Consider the following 11,924-nt stretch of genomic DNA (forward strand, 5'->3'; position numbering starts at 1 on the left):
CAGTGAATTAGTGGCCGACAACGCCGCCGAAGGCTTGGATCATCCAAATGATGAAACCGTAGAGACTGATCCCCGCGACAGTCAGTGCGGGAAAGAGTATGAAAATGATGAATCCCAGCGCCTTTAACTCATTGCTGCGTGAGGACTTATCCGATGTTTGCATGGTGGGCTTTGTCATTGGGAAGAGCTCCGTTCGAAAGCGATTTTTGATGGGAGCACTATAAAGGGGAGATGTGAATGGACTTGCCTGTAGGGATGAATGGGCTTTGACAATATATGAAAAATTATGAAAATTTTAAAAAGCCGATGACTTTTTGTTTTACTGACAGAGAGTTAATCTAATTTCTGTGATCGAACTCGGCAGTTTGCTGTGCGGTTTAGGCGTTTTTTTAAACACTGATTTTGAATTTTTTCGCTAATTATTTACTGAAGTGCAGGCGAGGTCTTAGCTATCTGGCGGCGTTTACAGTATTATCCGCGCCCAACAAAGGCTGCGTTTGTCTCGTTAAAGCCATTTTAACGATGCAAAGCGTCACTGCTTGCAGATCATGGATTTTTCCCGATGTAGGAGAATGATGTGGATCTCTCACCCAAGTCATTGGATTTGGGGCTCTAATCTGCCGCAGCCAGCGTCGCCAATGGTTAAGCCAATTGGTATCGACCCTATTTTAAGAGATCACAAGGTATAACAAGATATGTCTGAGCAATTGAGTTCAACAGCCGTACCCTCTGGTTCGTTTCTGGACCGTTTTTTTTCAATTCAACAACGTGGTAGCACAGTTCGCCAAGAAGTGATTGCAGGGTTAACCACCTTCCTCGCTATGGTGTACTCAGTGATTGTGGTACCCAACATGTTAGGCAAAGCGGGATTCGATCCCGGCGCCGTGTTCGTCGCCACCTGTTTAATTGCCTCCTTTGGCTCACTGCTGATGGGACTCTGGGCGAATCTGCCTATGGCCATTGGTTGTGCGATTTCACTCACCGCCTTTACCGCCTTCGGTTTAGTGTTAGGTCAGGGCATGAGTATCCCAGTGACCTTAGGCGCCATCTTTTGGATGGGCGTGATTTTTACCGTTGTGAGTGTCACGGGCGTGCGTCAATGGGTGCTGGCTAACCTACCCAAGGGGATTGCCCATGGCACAGGTATAGGTATTGGCTTGTTTTTACTCTTAATTGCCACTAACAGTGTGCAGTTGATTGTGGCCAATGACGCGGGTCTGCCTGTGAAGTTAGGCGACATTAACAGCCTGCCCGTTATCGCCACCGTGCTGGGCTTAGCGGCCACTATTGGTTTAGAGCGTCGCGGTGTACCCGGCGGGATTTTATTGGTGATTATCGGCCTGTCCCTGTTCGGTTTAGTGTTTGACCCAAGCGTGAAATTCCAAGGTTTCTTCGCCGTACCTGATTTTACCTCTGAGCACTCGCTGATTGGCCAAATGGATATTATGGGCGCTTTAAATCCTGTGGTATTGCCGATTGTGCTGGCGCTGGTAATGACGGCGATTTTTGATGCCACGGGCACCATCCGTGCGGTCGCGGGTCAAGCCAATCTGCTGGATAAAGACGATAATATCGTCGGCGGTGGCAAGGCATTAACGTCAGATTCTGTCAGTAGCATGTTTGCGGGTATCGTCGGCGGCGCTCCTGCGGCGGTGTATATCGAATCGGCGGCGGGTACGGCGGCGGGCGGTAAGACGGGCTTAACCGCGACCATAGTGGGCGGATTGTTCCTGCTGATGGTGTTTTTAGCGCCGCTTAGCTATTTAGTGCCAGCCTATGCGACGGCGCCAGCGTTGATGTATGTGGGGCTCTTGATGCTCAGCAATGTGACTAAGCTGGACTTTAACGACAAGGTCGATGCGATGGCGGGCTTAACCTGCGCCGTGTTCATCATCCTCAGCTGTAACATTGTGACCGGTATTATGCTCGGCTTTGTGACCTTAGTGGTTGGCCGTATTTTTAGCGGTGAAATCCGTCAGCTTAAGTTAGGCGTGCTCGCCATTACACTGGGCCTGGTGGCCTTTTATATGGGTGGCTGGGCAATTTAAGCGATTAGCTTACAAAGCGAGTGTACTTAACACTCGCTTTTATTTACCTCATTGTGTTCACAATAGGCTCGCAGTAAATCCTTCCAAGTCACTATCCCCACCAGATCGCCATTATCGAGTACTGGCAAACAGCCAATATTGTGTTCCAGCAAGGTACGGCTGGCTACATCGAGCGACACATGGGGCGCAACGGTCACCGGATTACGGGTCATCACCTGATGGACGCGTTTTTGTAGGGTTTCGAGATCTTTCGAGGTTTCGGCGCTGCTGCCTAGATTCGGGCTGATGGCACGCAGCAAGTCGCGCTCCGACAACACGCCTTCGAGTTTATATTCATCCACCACCAGTAGATGGTGGAAGTTTGCCTGCTCGAAAATCTCCTTCGCCACGGTTAAACGATCGTCCATTTCGACCGTAACGACTCGGGTACGCATAATATCGGCGATAATGATCGGCATGATAAACCCTTCCAAGGATATGTATCCTTAATGCACTGTATTACAGATACTTATAACAGACCGATGTTTATTTAGCCAATATCTTAGACAGGATTATTCCTAATCCTGCTCGTCGGTTTCGTCCTCTGCCATCAAAGGGTTGCGTAAGTCTTCGGGTAAATGGGCGCCGATATAACGTTGGTACTTTTTCCCTTTGAGTTTATGGGTATCGACCAGAACCAAACCATCGACACAGTCGCCGAAATCGGCATCGATCCCGAAGGCGAGAAACTTCACTCCATCCTGCTTGCACAGCTCGCCATACTGCTTGTACAGGGTTGGCACAGCGGCGCCCATACTCGCCAGCATTTGTTTGAGTTGCTTAAAGTGGCTTTGGTAATCCTCGCCCGAATACAGGGCATCCAACAGCTCTTTACGCTGTTTGGATAGTCCAAAGGGCGACATAGACACCGCGAGCGGCTCTGCTGGCGCAAACTCCTTGGAGTAGAAATGCACTAACATCTCCCGCGCGCTGCCAGGCAGTTGATTACTGATAGAAACGGGACCAAACAGGTAGCGATATTCGGGATGTTTAGCGAGGAAGGCGCCAATACCAAACCAGAGATAGTCGAGACTGCGTTTGCCCCAATATTTGGGCTGCACAAAGCTGCGGCCAAGTTCTAAGCCTTGTTTGACAAACGGCATAAAGCCGTCGGCATATTGGAACAGAGATTGGCTGTAGAGGGCGTTGTCGCCGTAGCGGTTTAGCACTTGCTCGCCGCTGGCGAAACGATAGGCGCCGACAATTTCAAACTGTTCTTTATCCCACAGCACCAGATGTTGGTAGTAGGAATCGTATTTATCGATATCGCGGCGCTTGCCTGTGCCTTCGCCGACGGCACGAAAGGCGATTTCCCGCAGGCGACCAATTTCACGCATGATGGGATTGCTGTCCTGATGCTGATACAAATAAATCAGCTTGTTATCTTGGGTTTCACCGAGGAGTTCACATTGTTGCAGCGCGGCTTGCAGCTCTCGGCGCGACTCAGGGTGAGCGATAGCGCTTTGGGTGATAAACAGCGGATCTTTATCTTTGCCGATGCGATATAGATGATTCTTCAGCAGTTTTATCTTGGTTTTTAGCGGGAAATCCATCGAGCGCACGGCTTCATTCGGGATAAGCTCGCCGATGCGGATAGGCATATTGCGCTTGGCCTGTTTAAACATTTCCTTGACCAGTAGCAGTGTGGCTAAGGGTTTGTAAATCATTGAGGCACCGTAGAAGGTGGCCGAGTTTTTGGCATCCAAAAAGATTGGCAGCAGCGGCGCATTACAGGAAATCGCCATCTTTAAAAAGCCCGAATGCCACTGGGTATCGCGCACGCCGCTCGGGCGCAGGCGAGAGACTTCTCCTGACGGGAAAATCAGCACCGCGCCTTCATTACGTAAATGCTGGTGGATTTTTTCGAGGTGCTGTTTCGGCGTGCCGCCCGTCATATTGCGCACTGGCAGCAGGATAGAATGCAAAGGCTCGAGCGCCATCAGGAGCTCGTTCGCTACAACCTTGATATCGGGGCGAATTTCGCTTACCAGTTTAATCAGGGCGAGAGCATCGAGGGAGCCAATCGGATGATTGGCGAAGATTACCACTCGGCCCTCACAGGGAATATTTTCGACCTCGTTGGCGGGTACGGTAAAACTAAAATCAAAACTGGCGAGCACTTGCTCGACAAAATCGACCCCTTGCAGATAGGCAAATTGATTGGCGATATCGTTACATTGTTTTTCATTCAACAGGTAGCGCAGCATGGCCTTAGTCGGCTTGGCTAACCAAGGTTTGTCCTTGAGGGCGGGCAGGTTTTGCTCCACCACATTATCGACGGTAAAGATCATCGAACTGGCTTTTAAGGCGGGTAGTGGCATGGCCGCCGATCCAGTAGCTGTGTTTTGCGTTAAAGCATTGGCGCTTAATGTGTTAGGGCTTAATGACTCGGTGTTTGGGGTATGAGGAGTTAATTGATTCATGATTAGGCGACATCCCTTGGTTGGATTTCTGCTTGTTTGGGGCTGTGTGTGGCCGTTTGTGGAATAGGTTTTGGGGCGTTAACAGGCGCTTTAGGCGGCGTTTGCGCCAGAACAATACTGTTCAGAATATCGAGGTTTAAGCTTTGCTCGTTCCAGCGGCAGAGCTGTAATTCCCCGCTTAAGGTTTCGGTGATTAGGCTGCAGTTTTCGACCCAGTCGCCATCATTGGCGTAGATTATCTGGCGCTTATCCGGCGTGCTGTATTGGTTCTCTCGAGGGTGAATCGATAGCTCTGGCTGGTGGATATGGCCGCAGATCACGCCATCTACATCATAGTGCTGGGCATAATTCACCACGGCTTGGCGGAAACGGGCGATCGCCGTCTGCGCCTTGCCAACGCGGGATTTGATATAGCTGGCGAGAGACCAATACGGGTAGCCTAAACGTTCACGCAGGCGATGGAGATTGCGGTTGAGGAACAGCAACAAGTCGTAGAGATGATCGCCTAAGATGGCATAGAAGCGCCCAACGCAAACATCGGCATCGAACTGATCGCCATGTAGCATCAACAGTTTGTGACCGCCAATACCTTGATGAATATGTTGGCGAGCAATTTTGATATTCAGCAGCGTCAGTTCGGCATAGGGCTTGATTAACTCATCGTGGTTACCCGGCAGATACATCACCTGAGTGCCGTTTTGTGCCAGTTCAATCAGCTTTTGCAATACCTTATTGTGGCTCTCGGGCCAGTGCAGGCGGCGTTTGAGCGCCCATAAATCCACAATATCGCCGACCAGATACAAGTGCTGACAACGCACGGTATTTAATAGGCTTAACAGATAGTCGGCTTTGCAATCCTTACAACCTAGATGGATATCCGATAGCCAGAGGGCGTTGACTGTGATGGTTTGGTTATTTGCAGCGCTGGCAATATGTGATGTTGTGAAGGAAGTTGTGTTAACACTGGATGGAGCATTGTCGGAAGAGTTGGAAGGAGTGTTACGGGAAGAGTTGCGGGGAGTCTTAAGTGCGTCGATAAGCGTGCGATCAAGTCCCCTGTAATTAGCTCCAGTCATCTCATATTCACCCTATGCGGCTGTTGACTGCCTTAGAGATTAGTGACGGGCTTTGACTGAATGATGAAGCTTAAGTGACATGCAGATGACAACAGGGTTGATTAGGCTGGAGTTAACCCAACAAGATTCCGTTCTGGGTGCATTGACTGTCGATAGATTGAGTTAACTCATTTTTGCCCCAAAGTGTGTTTCGGCTCGTTATCTCAATCGAAAATACCTACTCTTGTTGCCATACAAATTCTCATCTAGTTACCTATGTTTGGCCCTACCAGAAATCGGCTAATAATGTATGGCTATACAGTCATTTTTAAATTTAGATACTTTGGTGTGATTTTAAGACAATATAAGTGCGCATTAATTCCATCTGTAGCAAATAAAATTCTATAAAATCAAATAACTATAGTGGCTGAGTTTTAGTTAATAGGTTTGGAAAACGCGCATGCGCGTTTTTCCAGATGGTGTATTTTATAAAAAGCTGATAACTTCTGCATAAACAGATAGTTAACTGTGCGCATTTTTACTGGTCTAACGTGATAAACGCGCATGCGCACTAATAAAATGTTAGCCATACTTTATGACAGCTCGCAGATTTTCGTTTAGCAACAAAAAGCTTCGTGGCATACCACGTCGTTTACGCGCACTCGCGCGTTGGAAAGAGTCGTTTTCAGGATATTTTCCACGCCAAATAACGTCAGAGGAAAAGTACTGGAACTATAAAATTCCTGTGTATCGAAATCTTGTTGAGGGCAAGCAAACCACCAAGAGCATACAAGCATTTTGTGCACAGCAACTGATAGATGCCGCATACCATATATACAAAGCAAAACCACAAGACGCTGAGTATTCTAGAGTCACATGCGTTATTTCACTGCCCTGTATGTTCTCTAGTGAGCTGTGTATTTATACAAGTGAACAATATTTCAAAGAACACACAACCGAACAAACTGGACGCTTCGGAAAAATTGAAAAAATCCAAGGAAAAAGTCTTGCTCAAGAATTTGGACTAGTAATACCGGAGGGCTTTAATGAGCTTGGAGTTTTGCGTACTGACGAAGATGATGATGGAAATCCATATGTTTCTGAGCAGTGGTATTTTGGCGAAGTCCATCAGTACGGCTAACAAGTGGTTAAAATCGTTCGCTTCGCTCACTGGGACGGGCTAAAGCCCGCCCCTTAACCAAACGTTAGACGTCCATTTTTCCAAAGCTTGTTTTTGTAATGCGTACACCCGTTACAACGCACGTTTACTTTCGAGGTTTTACCGATTTGAAATGTGCATTGCCTGAACTGACGCCCGTTATATTTGTGGCATTTTTCAACACCGCGTTCAGGTCGTTACATTGCAAACATTGGATTTATCGCGTTTCATCCGTTACGTCATCGTTGTTCACAAGGCAGCACGATTGCTTTCGGTGCTTTTTCGGGTTTAGTCTTGCGGTTGCTGTGCTTACGCCGCTTGACATCGAGGCACGTTGAAATCGTGGTTTTTCAGTTGTATTGCAAACATTAAATTTATTGCGTTTCGCCAGAGTCATTGCGCAATGCGTTACAAACAAGAAAGCGGTGCTTTAAATTATGCGTACATCCGAGCGTCTAACAAATGGTTCAAATCGCTCGCTGCGCTCGCTGGGACGGGCTAAAGCCCGCCCCTTAACCAAACGTTACGTTTCTTGAGATATGTCTGAACTCGAAGTAAACGGCCACTGGCCCAAAGTTGAAAACAATCAACTCCAAGAGCTGATCATTCAGGAATTCTGGTATGACGGTGTACTAGAAGAGCCTGTTAATGTCGCTTATTTAAAGGTTTCAAATCTGTGGTACAAACTTTACTTTGACTGTGGCATTGTGTTTTGGCGTCAAGGTCATGAAGGCTTAGAAGACGAACTTGCATCAAGAAACAAGGATACCGAATACCCTATAAAAGATTTAGCTGAAGAACTTGGTATAAAGGGTTCAGAGATTACCTCCTGTTCTGGCAAGGTGATACTTGAAGGCTCTGAAGTTGAGCTTAAAATCAAAGGCCATAAGGCATTAGTTTTTCAATGTATCAACGATGTCACTACTGTAAAAACGTAACAAACGCATTAAAAACGACGCCAAACACTCCAGTTGCTTTGTGTTTCCGCTTCGCTCCAACTTAACACAAAGCAACTTCCGTATTCGGCTCGTTTTATGCGGGCGTTAGCCCATAGAAATTTTCATCTGAGAATGACGAGTTAGAGTTAATAACCTAACTCATTTATGTCCCCAATACGAGTTACATATCAGCTTTAAAACAAACAGGCTGTACCGATGTTAAACGGGTGAACCATGGTGATTAGCGAGACGACCGTCCGCCCCATGGATGGGGCGATCGAGCATCCACGGATGGACTTGCTGCGTGTCGGTGAGAGAATGCCATGGCTCACCAAAAGACAGCACTTAAAGAATTAAACGGCCAAACTTTATCCTTCAGCAGTAGTATCCAGAAATTCTAAATGACTTCCTGTAAAACTGAGTTATATGGTGGCGAGTGGAGTTTGTACGACTAACCCACACTCAACGAAGTAATCAAAACTACCTGTTAGTGTATGAGTTTGTGTTTGAATCAGTATAAAAAAGGGGAGTCAGTTAATCTGACTCCCCTTGATATTTAAGGTGATGTTGCGCTTAGAACAGCAGGTGAGCCACGCCTGCAATGACTGGCAGAGTGACTAAGGTACGCAGTACGAACACGACAAAAAGTTCAACAAAATTCACTGGGATCTTACTGCCAATCAGCAGCGCGCCCACTTCACTCATGTAAATCAGCTGGGTTACTGATAAGGCGGCAATCACAAAGCGGGTCATATCCGATTCGATAGAGCTGGCTAAAATCGACGGGATAAACATATCAGCAAAGCCAACAACGATGGTTTTAGAGGCTTCGGTCGCTTCAGGGATATGCAGCAGTTCCAGTAACGGAATGAATGGCATACCTAAGTAATTGAAGATAGGCGTATGCTCGGCGATGATCAGCGCCGTAGTACCAATGGCCATTACCACTGGGATAATGCCAAATACCATGTCGATAACGTTTTTAACGCCTTCATTTAAAACGGCTTTCACACCACCAGCACTGGCAGCTTTCTCGAGTGCTTTATCAAAGCCCCAAGAGAGTGCGCCGTGTCCAGCGGGGATCATCTCATCATCGGGTTGACGTGGCGTATCGTCGATATAGTTATCTTTTTTCCACGACAGTGGTGGCAGCTTAGGCACAATCACGGCTGCCGCAAAACCCGCTAAACATACGGTCAGGTAGAAGGGGACAAACATTTGCTCCAACTTCACCTGTGAGATCACCACTAAGCTGAAGGTAATTGACACCGCCGAGAAGGTGGTTCCGATAACCGCGGCTTCCCTTTGGGTGTAAAAACGCGCTTCGTATTGCTTGCTGGTCAGCAAAATCCCAACGCTACCATCACCTAACCAAGAGGCCATACAGTCGATGGCGCTGCGACCAGGCAGGTTAAATACGGGGCGCATGACCTTGGTCAGCAGGGTGCCAAAAAGCTCTAATAGACCGAAGTTTAACAGCAGCGGCAGTAACATACCGGCGAAGATAAACACCGAGAAGAGTACCGGTAACAGGTCGTTCAGTACTAAGGCGCCAGTGCTTGAAGAGTTAATGGCTTCGGGGCCAATACCAAAGTAGGTCAGCACGATAAAGACGGCGCCGACGACGCGCGTCGCAAGCCAGAGTGGGCTGATGTTGAGTAAACCATTGAGGAAGTGATTGTTCAGCACAAATTTAGGTTTGAGTAACTTCGTCAGCACAGAGGCCAAGGCCATGGCGACAACAATCACAGTCACGATTAAGGTTAATACATCGCTTAACACGCTTTGCAGTGCTTTAGAGATGATTGCGATGGGAATAGTAATCGCATCGTTGTAGCTGATAGGGGTCATAAACAGCAGCAGACCGATCAGCGAAGGGACGATAAAGGTGAGTATCGTCTTAATGTTGCGGTTTTTATGTTCAGTAGCCAATGGTGTACACCTTAAAAGTACGAGTCGCACAAATAAACTTGAACAAATTGCCCCTCAAAGCCGCATGTTAGGCGGATGTTAGGTGCATTTTCATTCAACTCAAAATCGAGAAGGGGGAAGATTACTCGCTTAGCGCCGCTATGTAAAACGATTCGGAAATTTGTTTGAGATAAGCAGCAAAATAGCATAGTTATTTGAGGGGCTATCTGTGGTTTACCTTTTGATGTGACTGTATGCTATTGTTGTTTTTGCATTTAAAATCAGTGTATTATGTTTATTTGCTGCGATGGGTTTATCGAGTTGTGTTATTCTTGATGTTGTTAGCATCCTTACGCTTATTTGTATAAAACTTTCTCTTTAAATCTTGCCTTATGATCTTTAAGACGCTTTTTTAGCCATTGTTGGTTAAAAGACCTCATCAGTACCTGCTTGTTGTGAGCCAGTTAACATTCGCTGTTAAGGAGAGGTTAAAGCCGAGCCCCAAAAGGCACTGCTTGAGTAATTTGTGCGTTTTTATGCATTTTTGAATCGATATTTGCATATGATGTGTTGAAAAATGACTAAGCCAAGTATTCCATCAGTAATGACTAAAAAATCGTTTAGAGTGGAGAAATAAAATTTTACGCTAAAGAGGATGCAGCCCGCTTTAATTCTTTTTAATTCCATGTAAGTTAGTACTACTTTTGTTTAGCTAAATTTTCCATGACAGTTACAAAAATGAATCTGGCAGTTAGGAGTTCTGCACTCGCGACTAAATTTGGGTTTCTTGGTATTTTTGGTTTAGTGCTGGGGATTAGTGTAGCGGTGTTGGGCTTTGATTATTCTGAATCAAAATCTTTCAATTTTTTAAACCACACCCTAAGTGAGTTGGGCACTTACGGACATTCTTCTTTTGCGGTTATTCTTAATGGTGGTCTATTTTTTGGTAGCTTAAGTATTGTTTTTTATTGCTTATCTTCTTTGCAGAGCGCGAATAGCTTTTTAGGATATTTGTTTTTCACCAGTTTGGCCTTAACCTTTTTAGCCTTAGCTTGCGCGGGGTTATTTCCGGTCAATGTGTATCATCTGCATATCCTCGCCCTAAAGTGGTTTTTTTACTTTGGTAGTTTAAGTGCTATCTGCTATTTGCTCTGGGCTGGATTCTGCGGCTTGAGTATCCGACGCTGGACTGTCTTGTTAGCCTTGATCGTCCTCATTAGCATGCTGACATTTCTTTATGCACCGCAGCTGGAGTTAGGCCTTACGGAAGGTGACAGGCCCTTTTATCAAGAAATGGTGCTGCAATTGCCAAGGCCCGATTTATGGTGGCCTGCATTGTTAGAGTGGATTGCGCTTGGGAGTTTATTAAGTTGGACGGCGGCGCTACTGCTTACTCCACAGTCACTCGCTCAGGAGCCAGCTCCCGAGTGAGTGATTAAGCTGATAGCCCATAAAGCTATCAGCTTAAGGATTTTAGTAGCCTAAGGATTTCAGTCCTGCCTCGCCAAACCAGTAACCGTTACAGTGCTCATCGCTGCGAGTAAACTGAGCGTCTGTTGCCCTAGTCTTTAACGCCTCGACCAGTGCATCGGCCTTAGTGATACAGGCTAAGCTGCTGGGCGAAACCCGAAATACATCGACGCCCATCTTTATCATTTCATTGATTTCGCTGCGTAAATCGACACAGCTGGCCGACTGGGTTTGGATGCCGTTTAACCTGAGCAAAGGTTGCGCCTCCTGCGTCTGTGCCAGTAAGCCCTTGCTGTATTGGCGGCAAACGGTTTCGCAGCTGTCCTTCGACAAGTGTTGATGCCTAGCGGTAAAGCAGCGTGCAGAGTGGGCGAGTGGCAAATAGCCATGGCCAAGCACTTCGACTTCGAATGCAGGCTTGTTTTCTATCACTTGGCTTAGCCAAGTCTTCGACAGTTCAACTGGCATCACAAAGCGCTGCATACCAAAGCGCTGCAAAATATCTAAACTGGCGCGGTTGTAGTTATTGATGCTGGCGCCGCAGACAAAGGGCAGCTTGTGCTCCTTGGCGAGATACACGGCCGCCATGTCGTTGGCCTCAATGCTAAATTCGCCATTGTCGACTTGGCGTTTAAGCTCAGTGTATTCAGAGGGCGCTTCGATTAGGGCGAGCGTCGACAGCACCACCTCTTTACCCGCAGATTTAAGCATTTTGGCCAGTTCGAGATAGTCGCCAAACTTGAGTTCGCGTCGACGGCTACAAACGGCTTCACCCACATAAACTAATGGGATCTGACTATTGGCCACTTGCTGGTAAAAGTCGATGACCTGTTGTTTTTCCCAGCAATAGAGCAGTGGGCCGAGGGAAATTTTCATAATCG

10 protein-coding genes are annotated in these 11,924 nt (G+C 47.0%); 4 read left to right on the forward strand and 6 right to left on the reverse strand.

The window, feature by feature from the left end; translation table 11 throughout:
* Positions 1-7 precede the first annotated feature (7 nt).
* Complete coding sequence (torE, locus tag EYR25_RS04370; protein WP_011621844.1) at positions 8-178, reverse strand: trimethylamine N-oxide reductase system protein TorE; 171 nt, start codon at positions 176-178, stop codon at positions 8-10.
* A 517-nt stretch (positions 179-695) separates the two neighbouring features.
* On the opposite strand from torE, the gene EYR25_RS04375 reads away from it, so the two are divergent.
* Positions 696-2,048, forward strand: coding sequence for an NCS2 family permease (locus tag EYR25_RS04375; protein WP_086903685.1), 1,353 nt, complete (start codon positions 696-698; stop codon positions 2,046-2,048).
* A 26-nt stretch (positions 2,049-2,074) separates the two neighbouring features.
* Here EYR25_RS04375 and EYR25_RS04380 read toward each other — a convergent pair whose 3' ends face one another.
* The 3 genes from EYR25_RS04380 to EYR25_RS04390 form a co-directional block, all read right to left on the reverse strand.
* The gene (locus EYR25_RS04380; protein WP_133178653.1) at positions 2,075-2,506 is read right to left on the reverse strand and encodes a CBS domain-containing protein; all 432 of its coding nucleotides are present in this window, start codon (positions 2,504-2,506) and stop codon (positions 2,075-2,077) included.
* 99 nt (positions 2,507-2,605) lie between these two features.
* Positions 2,606-4,378 carry a bifunctional ornithine lipid synthase OlsF gene (gene olsF / locus EYR25_RS04385; protein ID WP_481882988.1) on the reverse strand — a complete coding sequence of 591 codons (1,773 nt, stop codon included), beginning with the start codon at positions 4,376-4,378 and terminating at the stop codon, positions 2,606-2,608.
* A gap of 134 nt (positions 4,379-4,512) precedes the next feature.
* Entirely contained in the window at positions 4,513-5,586 is a 1,074-nt protein-coding gene (locus tag EYR25_RS04390) for a UDP-2,3-diacylglucosamine diphosphatase (RefSeq protein WP_133178654.1), read from the reverse strand.
* A gap of 574 nt (positions 5,587-6,160) precedes the next feature.
* Here EYR25_RS04390 and EYR25_RS04395 point away from each other — a divergent pair.
* Positions 6,161-6,706, forward strand: a complete 546-nt coding sequence (locus EYR25_RS04395) for a DUF3916 domain-containing protein (RefSeq protein WP_133178655.1) — start codon at positions 6,161-6,163, stop codon at positions 6,704-6,706.
* Between the two features lie 557 nt (positions 6,707-7,263).
* The gene (locus EYR25_RS04400) at positions 7,264-7,662 is read left to right on the forward strand and encodes a hypothetical protein (RefSeq protein ID WP_133178656.1); all 399 of its coding nucleotides are present in this window, start codon (positions 7,264-7,266) and stop codon (positions 7,660-7,662) included.
* Positions 7,663-8,235: 573 nt separating this feature from the next.
* Here EYR25_RS04400 and EYR25_RS04405 read toward each other — a convergent pair.
* A complete protein-coding gene (locus EYR25_RS04405) occupies positions 8,236-9,594 on the reverse strand; it encodes a YjiH family protein (RefSeq protein ID WP_023266715.1) in 1,359 nt (452 codons plus the stop codon).
* Positions 9,595-10,296: 702 nt separating this feature from the next.
* Between EYR25_RS04405 and EYR25_RS04410 the strand changes: the two genes are divergently transcribed.
* Positions 10,297-11,004, forward strand: a complete 708-nt coding sequence (locus EYR25_RS04410; protein ID WP_133178657.1) for a DUF998 domain-containing protein — start codon at positions 10,297-10,299, stop codon at positions 11,002-11,004.
* A gap of 42 nt (positions 11,005-11,046) precedes the next feature.
* Here the strand turns inward: EYR25_RS04410 and EYR25_RS04415 are convergent, their stop codons facing one another.
* Complete coding sequence (locus EYR25_RS04415; RefSeq protein ID WP_133178658.1) at positions 11,047-11,919, reverse strand: U32 family peptidase; 873 nt, start codon at positions 11,917-11,919, stop codon at positions 11,047-11,049.
* Positions 11,920-11,924: the final 5 nt, after the last annotated feature.

Origin of the sequence: Shewanella decolorationis (genome assembly GCF_004354305.1) — a bacterium.
Taxonomy (GTDB): domain Bacteria; phylum Pseudomonadota; class Gammaproteobacteria; order Enterobacterales; family Shewanellaceae; genus Shewanella; species Shewanella decolorationis.

Excerpts from the sequence above, each read along its gene's own strand:
- torE (WP_011621844.1), bottom strand. The coding sequence starts at position 178 with ATGACAAAGCCCACCATGCAAACATCGGATAAGTCCTCACGCAGCAAT.
- EYR25_RS04375 (WP_086903685.1), top strand. The coding sequence starts at position 696 with ATGTCTGAGCAATTGAGTTCAACAGCCGTACCCTCTGGTTCGTTTCTG.
- EYR25_RS04380 (WP_133178653.1), bottom strand. The coding sequence starts at position 2,506 with ATGCCGATCATTATCGCCGATATTATGCGTACCCGAGTCGTTACGGTC.
- olsF (WP_481882988.1), bottom strand. The coding sequence starts at position 4,378 with ATGATCTTTACCGTCGATAATGTGGTGGAGCAAAACCTGCCCGCCCTC.
- EYR25_RS04390 (WP_133178654.1), bottom strand. The coding sequence starts at position 5,586 with ATGACTGGAGCTAATTACAGGGGACTTGATCGCACGCTTATCGACGCA.
- EYR25_RS04395 (WP_133178655.1), top strand. The coding sequence starts at position 6,161 with ATGACAGCTCGCAGATTTTCGTTTAGCAACAAAAAGCTTCGTGGCATA.
- EYR25_RS04400 (WP_133178656.1), top strand. The coding sequence starts at position 7,264 with ATGTCTGAACTCGAAGTAAACGGCCACTGGCCCAAAGTTGAAAACAAT.
- EYR25_RS04410 (WP_133178657.1), top strand. The coding sequence starts at position 10,297 with ATGACAGTTACAAAAATGAATCTGGCAGTTAGGAGTTCTGCACTCGCG.
- EYR25_RS04415 (WP_133178658.1), bottom strand. The coding sequence starts at position 11,919 with ATGAAAATTTCCCTCGGCCCACTGCTCTATTGCTGGGAAAAACAACAG.